Raw genomic sequence first — 17,431 nt, 5'->3', positions numbered from 1 at the left:
TGACACGATTCAGCAAACACGATCCAATGTTTTACCAAAACGGATACCACAACAACAAAGCGAGGCACCTTCCCATGCTGACGCTGACTGCCAATGACGTACGTCTCGGCGTCTCCGCCGATCACTGGCGAGATGCCCTGACCCTGGCCGCCGAGGATCTCCAGCAGGCCGGACGTATAACCCCCGATTATCTCGCTGGCATGCTGGACCGTGAGAGCCAGTCCTCCACCGTACTGGGCAACGGCATTGCCATTCCCCACGGAACCCCGGAAAGCCGCCAGGCGGTCATTACCACCGGTATCCGGATCCTCCAGTTTCCTGACGGAATCTCCTGGCACGATGATGAAACCGTGTATGTCCTGGTGGCCATTGCCGCCCAGTCCGATGAGCACCTGGGCATCCTGCGCCACCTGACCCGTGTGCTGGATAAACCGGGCCTGGCGGACAAGCTTGCCACGGTGACCGAGGCTGCCGAACTGGTTGCGCTGTTGTCCCGGGAGCCGGTGGTCCCCAGGTGCGATGCAGATACCCTTTGCCTCAATACCGATGCCACCACGCCCACCGAACTGGCCATGGTGGCGGCTGCCCGGCTGCAGCGTCTGAACTGTGTGGGTCACGATTTTCTGGCGGCCATCACGGGCCATCAGCCGGTGGATCTGGGCCAGGGGTACTGGCTGGTGCACCACACCATGGGGGCGCGCCGCCCCGCCCTGGCGCTGGCCACACCCCGGCGGGTGACGGCATCACTGCGTGGCGTTTTCTGCCTGGCTGGGCCTGGTGATCAATGCCACGAACTGCTGGAACGGATAGATAACTTTCTGGCGAACCCCGAGCCGATTGAGGGGTTATCCACAGAAGCGGTGCTTGCCCGGCTGTCCGGAGAGGCGGCTGACGCGGTCACGGCCCGGGTGACGCTGCTGAATACCCATGGCCTGCACGCCCGTCCGGCCAAGCAGTTGGTACAGGAAGCGCGTCGCTTCAACGCCAGCATCCGGGTCCGGTTGCAGGGGGGGGACGGCAATGCCGTGTCTGCCACGAGCCTGACCCGAATTATTGGCCTGGGTGCCCGTCGTGGCCAGACCCTGGTGCTGTCTGCCACCGGTGAGCAGGCCGGTGCCGCCATCGAGGCCTTGTCCAGGGCCATCACCGACGGTCTCGGCGAACAGGTCGCACCACTGCGCACAAATGAGCAATCCGGCCTGACCAGAGAGCCGGATCCGGAACCTCTGATCGACGACCAGCCGGTCAAGGCGGTGGCGGCATCGCCGGGACTGGCCCTGGCTCCGGCGTTCATTCTGCGACAGCCGACACTCGAGTACCCGGCCCGGGCCAGCGAGAGTGAGACCGAAATCCAGCGCCTGAACCAGGCCATTGATGATGCTGATGGCCAGCTGCGGACCCTGATCCGCCAGGCGGAAGGCGGTGAAGCAGCACCGATCCTCTCCGTGCATGTGGAAATGCTCCAGGACGAGGATCTGTACCAGGCGGCGCTGGAGGCGATTAATAACGACGGCGCTTCGGCCGAAGCTGCCTGGTGGCAGGCTATCGACACTGCGGCGAAGGCCCAGGAAGCGTTGGCAGATCGCCTGCTGGCCGAGCGTGCCGCCGATCTTCGGGACGTCGGTCGCCGGGTCCTGGCCAATCTGTGTGGCGTGACCATGCCCACACCGCCGGAGCATCCCTTCATCCTGGTGGCTGACGACCTTGGCCCCTCCGATGTCGCGCGACTGGATACATCCCGGGTGCGGGGCCTGGTGACCGCCCGGGGCGGTGCTACCTCCCACAGTGCCATTCTGGCCCGGGCCCTGGGTCTGCCCGCGGTGGTGGGTGCCGGTGACCGGATTCTGTCCCTGGCCGGAGAGACCGATCTGGTGGTGGACGGTGAACGTGGATGCCTGGTCCCGAATCCCGGAGCCGAGCGCCGGGCCCGCATCGAACGTCGTCTGGCCCAACTGGAATCCCTGCAGACCCAAGCCCATGAGCAAAAGGATGAGCCGGCAACCACCCGGGATGGCCATACCCTCGACGTCTGCGCCAACCTGGGTAACACCGCCCATACCCCGGATGCGGTGGCGCGGGGTGCAGACGGTGTCGGCCTGCTGCGGACCGAGTTCATTTTCATGGCGCACCCGCAAGCTCCGGACCTCGAAACCCAGGTGCAGGAATACCGGCACGCGTTCGACGCGTTGAACGGCTTGCCCCTGGTGGCACGGACACTGGATGTGGGTGGCGACAAGCCGCTGGATTACTGGCCCCTGCCCCAGGAGGACAACCCGTTCCTGGGCCTGCGCGGTATTCGCCTGTCCCTGACCCGCCCGGACATCCTGGAAACCCAGGTCCGTGCCCTCCTGGTGGCGGCGGATGACCGGCCTCTGCGGATCATGTTCCCCATGGTCAAGGACCTGGCGGAGTTCCGTGCGGCGAAGGCGATTGTGGATAAGGTGCGCGAGGAAGTGCACGCCTCCGACGTTCAGATCGGGGTGATGATCGAAGTGCCGTCCTGTGCGCTGTTGGCGCCGACTCTGGCACCGGAAGTGGATTTTTTCTCCATCGGCACCAACGACCTGACGCAGTACACCTTGGCCATTGACCGGGGACATGGCCAACTGTCGGCGGAGTCCGATGGCCTGCACCCGGCGGTACTGCACCTGATCCGGATGACCGTCGAGGCGGCCCACACCCATAACCGTTGGGTCGGGGTCTGTGGTGAACTGGCCTCCGATCCCCAGGCCGTGCCGGTTCTGGTGGGCCTTGATGTCGATGAGTTGTCGGTGACCAGTCGGCGGGTGCCCCTGGTGAAAGCCTGCATCCGTGGCCTGAGCCGGGCTGAGGCCCGGGAACAGGCGGCACTGGCATTGGGTAAAGCCACCGCAGCCGAAGTGCGGGACGCCCTGGAGGCATTCTGATGGCCCGTATCCTGACCATTACTCTCAATCCCGCCCTGGATCTGAACGTGGAGCTGGAGCGAATGCAGCCAGGAGCGGTCAATCGGGCGACCGAGACCCGGCTGGTGCCTGCGGGCAAGGGCATCAACGTTGCCCGGGTCCTGGCCCGTCTTGGTCATCGTGTCACGGTTTCCGGACTGCTGGGCGAAGCCAACGCCGGGGTCTTCGAACAGCTGTTCATCGACGAGGAACTTGAAGACAGCTTCGTCCGGGTTCCCGGCCAGACCCGCACCAACATCAAGCTGGCGGATGCCGGTGGGCAGGTCACTGAAATCAATGGCCCGGGCTTTGCGGTGCCGGCGGACATCCGCAATCGCCTCAAACAACACCTGACGCTCCTGGTGACGGATTGCGATGCCATGATCGTGGCCGGCAGCCTGCCCCCTGGACTGCCTGCCAAGGCGGTTGCCGACCTGGTTGGCCTTGGTCATGAGACCGGCAAGCCGGTCTGGCTCGACGCCAGTGGCGATGCCCTGGCCCAAGGGCTGACCGCCGCGCCCTATGGGATAAAGCCGAACCTGGAGGAGCTGTCTGGCTGGGTTGGTCAGCCACTGGCGGACGATGAGGCCATCAATGCGGCGATCCGGCGTCTTCAGGGAGCTGGCGTTCGGCATGCGGTGGTATCCCTGGGTAGCGACGGCGTGCGCTGGTGGTCCGGAAGCGAATCCCGGGCTGCGACCCCGCCGGAGGTGTCCGTTGCCAATACCGTCTGTGCCGGAGACACCTTGCTGGCCGGGATGGTCCACGGCCTGCTGACCACCCCGGAACAACCGGAACAGGTGCTTGGCTACGCCACCGCCCTGTCCGCCGAATGTGTACGCCACGTGGGTGTCGGTGAACCAGATGCCCCGGATTTCCAATCCTTATTCGAACAGACCCGGATCACCCCCTGGCCCGGGAATAACAACATTGGGGAGATGCCATCATGAATCTGATCATTGTCACCGCCTGCCCCCAGGGCGTGGCCACCGGTTTTCTCGCCGCACGGGCCCTGCAACGGGCGGCCTTGCAGCACGGCTGGCAAGTGACCACCGATATCCGTGGCGAGGGCGGCCGGATTACCAACCTTCCGGAGCCGGAAACCATTGCCGCAGCGGATCTGGTCGTTGCCGCAGTCAGTGCCCCAACCGACCTGAGTGCCTATGCCGGCAAGCCACTGTATCGCCTGCCGGTGACGGAAGCGTTGCCGGATCCCGGGGCGGTGCTGGAGGCTGCTAAAAAGGAAGCGATACCCTTCGAGCCGGACACGGAGACGACATCGTCCGGGCCGGCGGAAGTTTCCGCTGGCAAGTTCATCGTCGCGGTCACGGCCTGCCCGACAGGGGTGGCCCATACTTTCATGGCGGCGGAGGCACTGACAGCGGCTGCGGAGGCTGCAGGTCACCGGATCCGGGTGGAGACTCAGGGTTCCGTCGGGGCACAGGACCCGCTGACCGCGGAAGAAATTGCCGAGGCCGATGTGGTCATCCTGGCCTGCGACATCGAGGTTGATCCGGGCCGGTTCGCCGGTAAACGGGTCTGGCGGACCTCCACCGGTGCGGCTCTGAAAAAGCCGGCAGATACCATCGGCGATGCCCTGGCTCAGGCCACCGTCCTCACGGGCTCGAGCCAGAAAGCGGAGAGCAGCGCTGGCGGCGAGAAGCGCGGTCCCTACAAGCATCTGCTGACCGGTGTGTCGTTCATGCTGCCGATGGTCGTCGCCGGTGGCCTGCTGATCGCCCTGTCCTTTGTCTTCGGCATCGAGGCGTTCCAGGAGGAAGGTACCCTGGCCGCTGCCCTGATGCAGATCGGCGGAGGAGCCGCGTTCAAACTGATGATTCCGCTGCTGGCCGGCTATATTGCCTGGTCGATCGCCGACCGCCCCGGCCTGGCGCCGGGCATGATCGGTGGCTACCTGGCCGGAACCCTGGGGGCTGGTTTCCTGGGTGGTATTGTTGCCGGCTTCCTGGCGGGTTATACCGCGCGGACAGTGAGCCAGAAGCTGCCGCTACCCGAGAGCATCGAATCCCTGAAACCGATCCTCATCATTCCCCTGATTGCCAGCCTGGTGACCGGGTTGAGCATGATTTACGTGATCGGTGAGCCGATGGCGGCGATCATGGGCAGCCTGACCGGCTGGCTGGAGAGCATGGGCACCACCAATGCGATCCTGCTGGGGGGAATCCTGGGCGCCATGATGTGTTTTGATCTCGGAGGCCCCGTGAACAAGGCTGCCTATACCTTTGGCGTTGGCCTGCTGTCCGAGGGCAGCGGCGGCTCCGCGCCCATGGCGGCGATCATGGCGGCCGGTATGGTCCCGGCCATTGGTATGGGGGTCGCCTCCTTCGTCGCCCGCCGGAAATTCGCCGAGGCCGAGCGCCAGGCTGGTCGGGCGTCGTTTGTCCTGGGCCTGTGCTTCATCTCCGAGGGTGCGATTCCGTTCATGGCCAAAGACCCGCTGCGGGTGATTCCGGTGTGCATGGTCGGTGGTGCCATCACCGGGGCGCTGTCCATGCTGTTCACGGTCAAGCTGCTGGCACCCCATGGCGGCCTGTTTGTTCTGGCCATACCGAATGCAGTGAGCGCGGTGATTCCTTACCTGATCGCCATTGCGGTTGGTTCCCTGGTGATCGGCCTGGGGTATGCGGTTCTGAAGACCGGCAAGGCCGAGGTCGCGGCAGCCGTGTCATGAAAGCGTGCATCCGTCATATGCAAAAATTAACTATAAACGGGAGTTGTAGTTACATTTTGCTATGGAAAAGTTCATTTGCCGAACTAGAATGCGTGGCCTTATCAGACTGGTTTCAACTTCGACAAGGACACTGAGCGCAAATGAACAACACGGATCTCGTTTTCCAGAGTTATGGACGCTGCTGCCGCAAGGATGATTTTTTCGTCGATTTCTACGACTTCTTCATGTCCAGTTCCGACACCATCCGCAAACGCTTCCTGAAAACCGACATGGAAGCCCAGCGGCACCTGCTCCGCAACGGCATCATGCAGCTGATCCTGCACGCCCGTGGCATGTCGGACCGCAAGCTGAAAGCCCTGGGTGAGAGCCACAACCGGAACCACTACGACATCAAGCCGGAGTGGTACACGCTGTGGCTGGAAGCCCTGCTGAAAACGGTGCGCCAGCACGACCCCGACTACACGCCGGAGCTGGGCAAGGCCTGGCGTGAGGTCCTGAACCCGGGGATTGACCTTATCCGCGGGGCTTACTGAGCCTTAGCCCTCACCCCCGCGGTGCGGGCTTTGCCAGCCATTCATGACCCTTCAGCATGCCGTGCCAGTAAAGGCCCGGCAGCTGCTTGGCCTTCAACCACCAGGCCGCCCGCGTTGCCTTGGTGCCATCGTTGATCCACTTCGGGAAACTGGGCTGCAGCTTACCGCCATAGCCGAATTCCGCGAGCACAATCCGGCCATTCTCCACCGTCAGCGGGCAGGAGCCATAGCCCAGGTAGGCTGCTTTGAGGGGTTGATTACGTACCGTGGCCAAGAGGTTTTCTGCCACCACCGGAGCCTGCTTACGCACCGCTGCAGCGGTCTTGGCATTGCCGGTACCGCTGACATCCCCGAGGCCGAAGATATTGGCGAAGCGCTTGTGGCGCAGGGTATCGTCTTGCAGATCCAGCCAGCCGCCTTCATTGGCCAAGGGAGATTGCCGGACAAACTCTGGCGCCCGCTGTGGCGGCACCGCGTGCAGCATGTCGAAGCCGACCTCTTCATCCCGGGCGTTGCCTTCGGCATCGATCATGCGGAAGGTAGCTTTCCTGGCCGGACCGTTCACTGCCACCAGGTTACTCTGGAAGTTGACATTGATGCCGTATTTCCGGATGTAGGACTCCAATGCCGGAACGTAATCGGGAACGCCGAACAACACCGCTCCAGCATTATGGAACTGGATATCGATGTTATTCAGCACACCATGCCGGAGCCAATAGTCAGACGACAGGTACATGGCTTTCTGGGGGGCGCCGGCACATTTGATCGGCATCGGTGGCTGACTGAATAGCGCTCGGCCATTCTTTAGCCGCTGGACAGTTTCCCAGGTATAACTGGCCATGCCCTCCAGGTAGTTTGAAGTCACACCGTTTTGGCCGAGGGCTTCCTCCAGGCCTTCGATGGCGCCCCAGTTCAGCTCAAGACCCGGAGCAAGTACCAGGGTTTCGTAGATCATCCAGGATCCGTCCGCCATTTGGATGGCGTTCTGGTCGGGATCCAGGGCAGTAACCTTTTGCTGGTACCAGCTGACAAACGAGGGCATGACCTCTTTCATGGGTTTGGAGGTTACGTCGGGACGAAAGACGCCGCCGCCAACCATGGTCCACCCGGGCTGGTAATGATGGCTGGAGGAAGGTTCCACCACCGCGATATCGAGGGAGTGGTCCCGCTTGTGAAGGCTGGCGGCAACGGATATACCGGCGGCACCGCCCCCGACAATCACGACAGTGTGTTTCTTATCGGACTCCCGTGGGATTGCATTCAGACTCATGCCTTGAACCTCTTGTTGTCATTGTTTGATCAACCGGCTGATCGGTGTTGATATTGATCAAATACTAACAAACATGGAGGTATAACGTTATATCAAATAGCTCTATGGGTGGTGGCAGAAATACCGGACACTCTCGCGGCGCGGTACGCGCAATCTCCGAATGATTCCTGAGCCAGGTTTCATGAAGGCCCGGATGCGGATGTGCAGTATATTGTCAGCAATGGAACTTTTTTTGATCGCCCATGGGAGGAGTCATTGACGGCGAAACTTCTTTTTTTGCGACGGGCCGGAGCATGGATGGGTGTAACCATTCTCCTGTTGCTGTCGGGCTGCGCCCTGCCACCGCTGGCCGACCGGCCGGAGAGTCGGTCGTTCTCCCAGTCCGAGACCCGCGAAACCGTCCTCGGCCAGGCCATTACCCCGAAAACCGACGCCCATCCCGGCGAGAGTGGCATTGTCCTGTTACCGGACCCCTTCGATGCCTTCGCCGTGCGCGCGCTGCTGGCCGAGGCGGCCGAAACCAGCCTGGATGTCCAGTACTACATCTGGCGCCCGGACACCACCGGTACCCTGATGCTTTATACCCTGTACCGGGCGGCAGAACGGGGCGTCAGGGTCCGGCTATTGCTGGATGACAACGGCATCGCCGGCATGGACGATATCCTGGCGGCCCTGGGTCAGCACCCCAACATCGAGATTCGCCTGTTCAATCCTTTTGTGGTCCGCAATCCCAAGTGGCTGGGTTACTTCACGGATTTCCGGCGTCTGAATTACCGGATGCACAACAAGTCGTTCACGGCGGACAACCAGGCCACGATCATTGGTGGCCGGAACATCGCCGACGAGTACTTCGGTGCCGGCCAGGGCACCCTTTTTGCGGATCTGGATGTGCTGGCCATCGGCCCGGCGGTGGATGATATTTCCCGGGATTTCGACCGCTATTGGGCCAGTAGCGCGGCCTGGCCGGCGCAGCGCATCCTGGGCGAACCCGAATCGGACGCGGTAGCTGCGCTCACCGATCTGTTCAGCAACGCCGAGAACAGCGATGCCGCTTCGGTTTATGTCCGCGCGCTGGAGGATTCGGCGTTCCTGAGAAAGCTCTTGGCCAGGGAACTGACCTTCAAGTGGGCACCGGTGGTGATGGTCAGCGATGATCCCGCCAAAGTCATGGGCCGGAATGATAAGGAAGATCTGCTCAGCCGCCAGTTGTCCCGTGCCCTGGAGGACCCTGAACAAAGCATTACCCTGGTCTCTCCCTACTTCATTCCCCGGGATGCCGGAGTGGAGCTGTTCCGGAAGCTCGAAGAGCGGGGCGTTGAGGTACGGGTTCTGACCAACTCCCTTGAGGCCAACGATGTGGTCCAGGTGCATGCCGGCTATAGCAAGTACCGGAAACCCCTGTTGCGGGCGGGTGTGGAGCTGTGGGAGATGCGCCGGCTCGATGACGAGCCCCCGCAGGAGCAGGACCTGCAAACCGGCATGATGGGCAGTTCGGCGTCCAGCCTGCATGCCAAGACCTTCGCGGTTGATGGTGAGACCCTGTTCGTGGGCTCGTTCAATTTCGATCCCCGATCCATTCACCTCAATACCGAACTGGGCTTCGTGATCGAGAGCCCGGAACTGGCACGGGTGCTGGAAAGCGAATTTGACCAGCAGGTGCGGTTCACCGCTTATCGAGTGGTGCTGAACGAGGATGGCGAACTGCGTTGGCTGGAACAACAGGAACACCGGACGGTGACCTACAGCCATGAACCGGGAACCGGGCCGTTGAAGCGGATGCTGGTGTTTTTCTGGTCACTGATGCCGATCGAATCCCTGCTGTAATGTGACCGGCCTGATTCCGAAGCCTGGCCCTGGTGGCCATTTTGGTGGCGTGTTTTTCGCTGCGGCTCTGGTATTGTTCCGCAAACACCTGTCGGTTTGAGGAGAACTCCATGATAGCCCTGCCCGTGATTGCAGCCACTCTGCTGCTACTGGCTGGCTGCACCGGCCTGCCCGAAGACATTGAACCGGTCGCCGGCTTCGACAAAAACCGATACCTGGGCACCTGGTACGAGATCGCCCGCCTGGACCACTCCTTCGAGGAAGGCCTGAGCAAGGTGACCGCCGAGTACACCCTGAATGAGGACGGCAGCATCAAAGTCATCAACCGGGGTTACAATGCCGAAGAAGGCGAGTGGGAAGAAGCCGAAGGCCGCGCCGTGTTTGTGGGCGAAAGCGATGTGGGCCACCTGAAAGTGTCCTTCTTCGGACCCTTTTACGGCTCTTACGTGGTGTTCTGGCTGGATGAGGACTACTCCACAGCTTACCTGACCGGCTACAACCGGGATTACCTGTGGTTGATGTCCCGTACGCCGGAGGTGAGTGACGAGGTGCTGGAGGCGTTCAAAGCTCGGGCTGAGGCGGAGGGGTTTGAGCTTGGGGAGTTGATTGTGGTGGAGCAGTAAGTGTTTGCATCACTGGTCAATCACACAAAGGAACTCCCCTACCACTCGGTACTGAAGAGCTTCTTGATCGGTCACCTCAATGGGCTGAAAGATGTCATCGTATGAATTAGGTTTCAGCTGAATACGGGTATGGCGCCAGCCGTGTTCGTCTTCAGTTTTGAAGCTTTCGTACACCTTCACTGTGTAGCGTGAGTCGGAATCGGTATCAATGCTGTCTATGCATTCAACCAGCACTGTCTTGCCGTTTCTGGAACCGCCGCGGTCGCTTCGGAACAGGCACAGGGCACCATTGGGGATTACCCGATTCATGGATTCACCGAAGACTCGGCAGGCATACATGTCTTTGTGCACGGGGACTCCCGTGGGCACAGCGACCCAGTTTTGGTGTTTGGTGGGGTCAAGGTCACTGACATCCTTGAGTGCACCGAAATCCCCTGCTGCAGCTTGGAGGTCGAACAGTGGTACCGCATTTACATAGGGTTCGAGCTCAACCACGTTAAGGGGTTCAGGCATTGCTGCATTGGTAACGTGGACTGGAATGTGTTGTTTCAGATAATCCCGAAGTGCTTTGTCACAAGCGTAGACAAAGGTTCCGCGGATACCCCGGAGCATAATGGTACGGTAGATATTGATGATGTACTGCTTCAGCTCTGCCGGGTCTTTGATGCCCTGTCCACCGGTGCGGTCGTGGTAGTTGTCCTTTACGATCACAATAGACTGGCATTCCGGGTCATACCGGATCTCTTCACCGAAGATAATGCCGGCGTAGTTCAGGTCGTACCCCTGAGTGGTATGAATGCAGCCGACTTCCCTGTGGGAGCCTGCTTTATTGATCCAATCGGTATTGGTGCTGTTCCAGCGTAGGCGAACATCGTCGATGACTATGTCATAGGCCTCACCATCCTTCCTGGAAGCCCAGGGCCACGAATAGCCAGCAATCAGCCGGGATAGTCCTACCTGCTCCTCTTTCTCGTTTATAGTGCTGACCATGTCACTGAGAGAATCGAACACTTCAAACTCATAGGTTTTGGCGGCGAATACCTCACCTTCATCAACACGGCCGTTCAGCAACTTATCCACAAACTCCACATAGGGCTGACCGGCTTTGACCCGGAACTGGGACAGCAATTGGTGCGTCACTGAGCCTCTGGCAGATTTTAGCCGCTGGAACACCTCCACATCGGCATCGGAGGGTTTGATGGACTGGCCTTCGTCATAGAAGAAAATTGCCTTGTCTGCCTGCAGGCAAACCCAGTCGACTTCACTGCAGGTATGCTTGTCTATACCCAGCGTAGCCGCGGCTTTGTCAAAACTGCCGAAGTACGCACCCAGATTCTTGCGCTTGCGCAAACGGTGAGACTCATCCACCAGTACAATATCGTAGTGCTCTTTGGTCAGCTCGGATGGGCTGATCACCATGTTGGGGCTAAGTCCGGAAACATGCTTGAACGCCTTCTTCAAGGTGGTTCGGAAGGAGGTCATCGGTACCACCAGCGCCATTTTCGGCTTGGGAAGGGATTCTCTGAGTGACGCCAACAGAGACTGGATTTCGGCCTCTTCGTCAGAGAATTCTCGGAGATTGATCTGGTGATCTTCTGAGTTGAGCAGTTTGAACAGAAAGATTGCCAGCACGGACTTGCCGGTTCCGGCTCCCCCTTCCACCACAATGTTCTGCACACCGGGGTTGGTCAGCTCATGCAGTATGGTGAGCAATCCCTGACGCTGGTCGAAAGACAGGGATTTGTAGGGGGAGTATTTGAAGACATCGGAGTTATCAAGATGGTCCAGGGTGCGGGATACAACACCCTTGGCAATCAACCGGTTCCAGACTTCCCGGAATACTTCTTCATAAAGTGCATCGCGCTGGTAATAGTTGTGATCAGCCAGCCCCAGATTGCCGTTCAGCAGGGTGTATTGGCCGTCGGCCGCCATGTATTTGATCAGCAGGGATTCTACATCCAGGGTAGCGGATTTGTTGAAATACTCGCTGGTGATCAGATGAGCCGCGGTAAGTAGTTGCTTCTCATCGTGTTTCAGGTGTGTGCTCATGCGGGTGAGCGTATCGGTGGTCTCGCCGATGTAGGCGCGCCGGTGCTTTTCGTCACTGAGAACGTACACCAGTGGCCAGTTGCCCGCGGCAAACGCATTGTCACGCAAGTCGTCCAGAGCTTCCCGGCTGAATGGGTAGCGCTGAATTTCTACCAACGGCGAGTGACTCATAGCTCGGTGTATTTCTTTGCTGTTCCCTTGGCTTTGCTTATAGGGTATTTCTTTTCATTCAGTGCAATCTTGTCGAGAACAATCTGTTCAACGTCCAGCTCATAGCTGTCTGCCAGTAGCAGCGCATAAGCGATGACATCGGCCAGCTCTTCCTTCACTTTGCCGATATCGGCCTGATCCGGTGATTTCCACAGGAAAAGCTCGAGCAGTTCCGCCGCCTCTATACTTAATGCCAGGGAGAGGTCCTTTGGGTTATGGAATTGCTTCCAGTCTCTGTCATCCCGGAATTGTCGTAGTCGGGCAATCGCCTCATTCATCAAAATAACCCCTTTAATCTCTAGCAGATTTATAGAGGATACAGAAATTCATGGGCTTCAGGTGTAAGAACCTGACACGGAAACGGTGTTGTGAATTATAAAAAGGAGGTACAGAAAAAGCGGGAAAATGGTCGGCGTGGCAGGATTCGAACCTGCGACCCCTTCGTCCCGAACGAAGTGCGCTACCAAGCTGCGCCACACGCCGAACAACGGCCGGTATTATACGGATTCGTTTGCGATTTACCAGACCCTGTGGAGGCTCCTGATGATTTTTTCCGGGGAATCGTTTCCTCTCGGATGGGAATCTGTCGTCGGTAGGTGTATAACTTGCGCGTTCCCTTTTCGCCTCATTGAAACCTGGAGCTTCGGCTTGCAGTGACTATTCTACCGATTGTCCAGATCCTTGGCTTTTTGCTGATCCTGCTCAGCTTCCTGATGACCCTGCCCGTGAATTTACTGATCTTTGGCGAGACGCCGGATTGGTTGGCGTTCGTCAAATCCGCTGTTATCTGTTTTGTCCTCGGGGTGGCGGCTCTGATGGTGGTGGGGCGAAAGAAGCATGCCCTGAAGCAGAAGCAGATGTTCATGCTCACGGTGTCTGCCTGGGTCCTGATCCCGTTGTTTTCCAGTCTGCCACTGCTTATGAGCGATATGAAACTGACGGTGACCGATGCTTTTTTCGAGAGTATTTCCGGAGTCACCACCACCGGATCGACAGTCCTGACCGGTCTGAATTCCATGCCGGATGACATCCTGCTTTGGCGCTCGCTCATGCAGTGGATGGGAGGCATCGGGATCATCGGGATGGCCGTGGCGATCCTGCCGTTCCTGCGCATTGGCGGTATGCGGCTGTTTGCCACCGAATCGTCGGAATGGAGTGAGAAAGTCGTGCCCCGGACCAACAGCCTGGCGAGAAGTCTGGTCGGAATCTATCTCGGGATGACGATTGCGTGCGTGTTGAGCTACTGGGTGCTCGGGATGACGTTCTTCAATGCGCTCAATCATGCGCTCACCACGGTTTCCACTGGTGGTTACTCCACGTCGGACAGTTCCATGGGGCAATTCGATTCCTCTCCCATCCTGCTGGTGTCAACTGTGTTCATGGCCCTTGGGGGCATGCCCTTCTTCCTGTTTGTCCGATTTATCCATGGCCAGCGTGAGCCCCTGTTCCGGGATCAGCAGGTCCGGTTTTTCCTGGTCTTGCTGCTGGTAATCGCTCTCATTTTGACCGTGTACCGAGTGGTCTACCATGCTTCGGACCCGGTGGCGTCTTTTGTCCACGCCCTTTTCAATGTTACGTCGGTGGTGACCACGACCGGATATGCGTCCGAGGATTACTCGCTGTGGGGTCCGTTTGCGGTGGTGATATTCCTGTTCATCACGTTCATTGGTGGGTGTTCCGGTTCAACCGCCGGCGGCATGAAGATTTTCCGGTTCCAGCTGTCCATTCTCCTGCTCAGGGAGCAGGTTCGCCGTCTCCTGCATCCGAGGGCCGTGTTTGCCCGGAACTACAATGGTCGGGTCATTGGCGACGATATTGTTGCGTCGAGCGTGGCATTTTCGTTCATTTTTCTTGCCACCCTGGCATTTGTCACCGCCATACTGGGCTTGCTGGGGCTGGATCTGGTGACGAGCCTCTCCGGGGCCGCCACAGCGTTGACCAACGTTGGACCCGGACTCGGGGATACCATCGGACCGGCAGGCAACTTCCAGTCGCTACCGGATGCGGCCAAGTGGGTTCTTATGGGTGCGATGTTGCTCGGTCGGCTGGAACTGCTGAGTGTATTCGTGATGTTGTCGCCGGAATTCTGGCGGCATTGACGGGAGACGGTTGAAGGGAAAATCGGGAGCACCGGCGTGGTGCCGGCACTCCCCGAGATATTACCCTGCTGTCGGCAACAGGGAGATGTCTGCCACCCGCAGGAACAGGTTGCGCAGACGGTTGAGCAGCGCCAGGCGGTTGTTGCGGATCGCCTCATCCTCGGCCATGACCATAACCTCGTCGAAGAAGGTATCCACCGGCTCCCGCAGGCTCGCCAGGGAGCTCAGGGCACTGGCGTAGTCGCCTTTCTCGAACAGCGGCAGAACCTTCCGGGCCTGCTCTTCCACCTGCGCCGCCAGGGTCTTTTCCTCGGCGTCCTGCAGCAGGCTTTCGTCCACGGTTTCCCCGATGCTGTCACCGCCCTGCTTGGTCAGGATGTTCGACACCCGCTTGTTGGCGCCGGCCAGGGCCTGGGCCTCGGGCAGCTGGCGGAAGGCTTCCACGGCCTTTACCCGGCGATCGAAGTCCAGCGGCCTGGTGGGCCGGCGGGCGTGCACCGCGAGGTAAACCTCGGCACCGATGCCCTGCTCTTCGTAGTGGGCGCGGAAACGCTCGAGCATGTAGTCCACCACGGTGGTGGCGGTGTTCTGCTCGGTCAGCACGGTGAAGTTCTCTTCCGCCCATTCGCAAATGGTCTGAAGGTCCAGCGGCAGTTCACGCTCGATGATGATTCGCAGTACGCCCAGGGAGGCGCGGCGCAGACCGAACGGATCGCGGGTGCCGGAGGGCGGCTGGTTGATGCCGAACAGGCCCACCAGGGAATCGATGCGGTCGGCAATGGCGACAGCGCAGCCGGTCAGGGTGCCGGGCAGGTCGTCACCGGCAAAGCGCGGCATGTACTGCTCGTTCAGCGCCTTGGCCACGTCCTCGTGCTCACCATCGTTGGCGGCGTAGTACTGGCCCATGATGCCCTGCAGGTCGGTGAACTCCAGGACCATCTCGGTGACCAGGTCGGTCTTGGCCAGCATGGCAGCGCGCTCGGCCAGGGCCGGATCGCTGCCGATCGCATCGGCAATTTTCTTCGCCAGGGCGGCGACGCGCACGGATTTGTCGTAGATACTGCCCAGCTTGTCCTGGAACACGATCGGTTTGAGAGCCTCGATGCGGTCTTCCAGCCGGGTCTTGCGGTCGGTGTCGTAGAAGAAGGCGGCGTCGGCCAGGCGCGGGCGGATCACCTTCTCGTTCCCGGAGATGACCTGGCTCGGATCCTTGCTTTCCAGGTTGGCCACGGTAATGAACAGCGGCAGCATCTTGCCGTGCTTGTCCACCACATGGAAATACTTCTGGTGCTCCTTCATGGAGGAAATCAGCGCTTCCGCAGGAACCTCGAGGAAACGCTCCTCGAACCGGCCCATCAGCGGCACCGGCCATTCGTTCAGGGCAGTGACCTCGTCCAGCAGGTCCTCGTCGATGACCGCCTTGCCACCGGCTTCCTTCTCGGCCAGGGCAGTAACACCGGCCCGGATGTGCTCCCGGCGCTCGGCAAAGTCCGCCAGCACATAGCCTTCCTGCTTGAGCACGACCTCGTAGTCATTCGGGGTGGGCACAATCAGTGGTTTCGGGCAATGGAACCGGTGGCCGCGGGTGGTGTTGCCCGGTTTCAGGCCCATGATGGAGGCGTCGATCACCTTGTTGCCGAACAGCAGGATCAGCCAGTGCACCGGGCGGACAAACTCGGTGCGGTAGGCGCCCCAGCGCATGCGCTTGGGAATGGGCAGGGCGGCCAGGGACCGCTCTACCAGTTCCGGCATCAGTTCCACAGTCGGGCGGCCCTTCTCCACGGTGCGATAGACCACCCAGGCACCCTTGTCGGTTTCCATGGTGTCGAGCTGGTCCGGGGTGATGCCCAGGGAGGTGGCGAAGCCGGTCAGCGCCCGGGTCGGGTTGCCGGAGTCGTCGAAGGCGGCCTTGACCGCCGGGCCACGCTTCTCTACCGGTTTGTCCGGCTGGGCGTCGGCCAGGTCGCGGACCCGGACGGCCAGGCGGCGCGGCGCGGCAAAGGCTTCCACCTTGCCGAATTCGATGCCGGCGTCTTCCAGGCCCTTGGCAATACCTTGGGTAAAGGCATCAGACAGTGGCTTGAGAGCCTTGGGGGGCAGTTCTTCGGTGCCCAGTTCAACCAGAAAATCCTGTGTAGCCATGGTTATGCGTTCCCCTGTTCCTGCTGTGCCTTCTTCGCTTTCTTGCCTTTCTTCTTGCCGTTGGCCTTGGCCTCAGCGGCTTCTGCCGCAGACAGCACTTCCTGTTTCAGGGCCTCCGGGGCCAGCGGGAAGCCGAGCTTGCGGCGGCTGTCGAAGTAGGCCTGGGCCACGGCACGGGCCAGGGTGCGTACGCGCAGGATGAAACGCTGACGCTCGGTAACGGAGATGGCGTGGCGGGCATCCAGCAGGTTGAAGGTATGGGAGGCTTTCAGAACCTGTTCATAGGCCGGCAGCGGCAGGCCGGCGTCAATCAGTCGGGCGCTCTCGCGCTCGTGGACGTCGAAGCTGTGGAACAGGAATTCGGTATCGGCCTGCTCGAAGTTGTAGGTGGACATCTCCACTTCCTGCTGGTGGAACACGTCGCCGTACGTCACAACGCCGTCCGGGCCTTCGGTCCAGACCAGGTCATAGACGCTGTCCACGCCCTGCAGGTACATGGCGATCCGCTCCAGGCCGTAAGTCAGCTCGCCGGTTACCGGATAGCACTCCAGGCCGCCAACCTGTTGGAAGTAGGTGAACTGGGTCACCTCCATGCCGTTGAGCCAGATTTCCCAACCCAGGCCCCAGGCACCCAGGGTGGGGGATTCCCAGTTGTCCTCGACAAAGCGGATGTCGTGGACCAGCGGGTCCAGGCCCAGGGCCCGCAGGGAATCCAGGTACAGCTCCTGGATGTTGTCCGGGGATGGCTTCAGGACCACCTGGAATTGGTAGTAGTGTTGCAGACGGTTGGGGTTTTCACCGTAACGGCCGTCGGTGGGACGACGGCTGGGCTGAACGTAGGCCGCATTCCAGGTCTCCGGACCGATCGCCCGCAGGAAGGTGGCCGGGTGGAACGTACCGGCGCCCACTTCCATATCCAGGGGCTGGAGAACCACGCAGCCGTGCTGCGCCCAGAAATTCTGCAGAGCCAGGATCAGACCCTGGAAGGTCTTGATATCCGGCGCGGAGTTGTTCGTTGCCTTGTCTGTCACGACGTTTGCCTGCTGATTCAGTCTGTGTGTGGCG

12 protein-coding genes and 1 tRNA gene are annotated in these 17,431 nt (G+C 60.3%); 7 read left to right on the top strand and 6 right to left on the bottom strand.

What is annotated here, in order from left to right:
* The first annotated feature begins 74 nt into the window (after positions 1 to 74).
* The 4 genes from ptsP (at position 75) to ACQUTG_RS12855 (ending at position 6,149) form a co-directional block, all read left to right on the top strand.
* On the top strand, positions 75 to 2,906 hold the full coding sequence (ptsP, locus tag ACQUTG_RS12870; RefSeq protein ID WP_428919781.1) for a phosphoenolpyruvate--protein phosphotransferase: 2,832 nt from the start codon (positions 75 to 77) through the stop codon (positions 2,904 to 2,906).
* Positions 2,906 to 3,874 carry a 1-phosphofructokinase gene (gene pfkB, locus ACQUTG_RS12865; protein ID WP_428919780.1) on the top strand — a complete coding sequence of 323 codons (969 nt, stop codon included), beginning with the start codon at positions 2,906 to 2,908 and terminating at the stop codon, positions 3,872 to 3,874. The genes ptsP and pfkB overlap by 1 nt, the downstream gene beginning before the upstream one ends.
* Positions 3,871 to 5,616, top strand: coding sequence for a PTS fructose-like transporter subunit IIB (locus ACQUTG_RS12860; RefSeq protein ID WP_428919779.1), 1,746 nt, complete (start codon positions 3,871 to 3,873; stop codon positions 5,614 to 5,616). Before pfkB ends, ACQUTG_RS12860 begins: the two co-directional genes overlap by 4 nt.
* A 140-nt stretch (positions 5,617 to 5,756) precedes the next feature.
* Positions 5,757 to 6,149, top strand: a complete 393-nt coding sequence (locus ACQUTG_RS12855; RefSeq protein WP_428919778.1) for a globin — start codon at positions 5,757 to 5,759, stop codon at positions 6,147 to 6,149.
* Positions 6,150 to 6,159: 10 nt separating this feature from the next.
* On the opposite strand, the gene ACQUTG_RS12850 is transcribed toward ACQUTG_RS12855, so the two are convergent.
* On the bottom strand, positions 6,160 to 7,419 hold the full coding sequence (locus tag ACQUTG_RS12850; protein WP_428919777.1) for an FAD-dependent oxidoreductase: 1,260 nt from the start codon (positions 7,417 to 7,419) through the stop codon (positions 6,160 to 6,162).
* Positions 7,420 to 7,716: 297 nt separating this feature from the next.
* On the opposite strand from ACQUTG_RS12850, the gene ACQUTG_RS12845 reads away from it, so the two are divergent.
* Together ACQUTG_RS12845 and ACQUTG_RS12840 are read left to right on the top strand one after the other, a co-directional pair.
* Positions 7,717 to 9,243 carry a phospholipase D family protein gene (locus tag ACQUTG_RS12845; RefSeq protein WP_428919776.1) on the top strand — a complete coding sequence of 509 codons (1,527 nt, stop codon included), beginning with the start codon at positions 7,717 to 7,719 and terminating at the stop codon, positions 9,241 to 9,243.
* Between the two features lie 110 nt (positions 9,244 to 9,353).
* Positions 9,354 to 9,866: a lipocalin family protein gene (locus ACQUTG_RS12840; RefSeq protein ID WP_428919775.1), complete on the top strand. Its 513-nt coding sequence runs from the start codon at positions 9,354 to 9,356 to the stop codon at positions 9,864 to 9,866.
* 9 nt (positions 9,867 to 9,875) lie between these two features.
* Here ACQUTG_RS12840 and ACQUTG_RS12835 read toward each other — a convergent pair whose 3' ends face one another.
* The 3 genes from ACQUTG_RS12835 to ACQUTG_RS12825 all read right to left on the bottom strand — a co-directional run bounded on the left by ACQUTG_RS12835 (position 9,876) and on the right by ACQUTG_RS12825 (position 12,608).
* A complete protein-coding gene (locus tag ACQUTG_RS12835; protein WP_428919774.1) occupies positions 9,876 to 12,086 on the bottom strand; it encodes a DNA/RNA helicase domain-containing protein in 2,211 nt (736 codons plus the stop codon).
* The gene (locus ACQUTG_RS12830; RefSeq protein ID WP_091998461.1) at positions 12,083 to 12,403 is read right to left on the bottom strand and encodes a nucleotide pyrophosphohydrolase; all 321 of its coding nucleotides are present in this window, start codon (positions 12,401 to 12,403) and stop codon (positions 12,083 to 12,085) included. Before ACQUTG_RS12830 ends, ACQUTG_RS12835 begins: the two co-directional genes overlap by 4 nt.
* A gap of 128 nt (positions 12,404 to 12,531) precedes the next feature.
* A tRNA-Pro gene (locus ACQUTG_RS12825) sits at positions 12,532 to 12,608 on the bottom strand.
* Positions 12,609 to 12,778: 170 nt separating this feature from the next.
* Here ACQUTG_RS12825 and ACQUTG_RS12820 point away from each other — a divergent pair.
* Complete coding sequence (locus tag ACQUTG_RS12820) at positions 12,779 to 14,224, top strand: TrkH family potassium uptake protein (protein ID WP_428919773.1); 1,446 nt, start codon at positions 12,779 to 12,781, stop codon at positions 14,222 to 14,224.
* 60 nt (positions 14,225 to 14,284) lie between these two features.
* Here ACQUTG_RS12820 and glyS read toward each other — a convergent pair whose 3' ends face one another.
* Together glyS and glyQ are read right to left on the bottom strand one after the other, a co-directional pair.
* Positions 14,285 to 16,366 carry a glycine--tRNA ligase subunit beta gene (gene glyS / locus ACQUTG_RS12815; RefSeq protein WP_428919772.1) on the bottom strand — a complete coding sequence of 694 codons (2,082 nt, stop codon included), beginning with the start codon at positions 16,364 to 16,366 and terminating at the stop codon, positions 14,285 to 14,287.
* Between the two features lie 2 nt (positions 16,367 to 16,368).
* Positions 16,369 to 17,397, bottom strand: a complete 1,029-nt coding sequence (gene glyQ, locus ACQUTG_RS12810; RefSeq protein WP_428919771.1) for a glycine--tRNA ligase subunit alpha — start codon at positions 17,395 to 17,397, stop codon at positions 16,369 to 16,371.
* Positions 17,398 to 17,431: the final 34 nt, after the last annotated feature.

The sequence above is a fragment of the Marinobacter sp. DUT-1 genome, assembly GCF_050379415.1.
In the GTDB taxonomy this organism is placed as follows: domain Bacteria; phylum Pseudomonadota; class Gammaproteobacteria; order Pseudomonadales; family Oleiphilaceae; genus Marinobacter.
The sequence above is the reverse complement of the archived record's forward strand: the minus strand, read 5'-3'. Positions and strand labels throughout refer to the sequence as shown.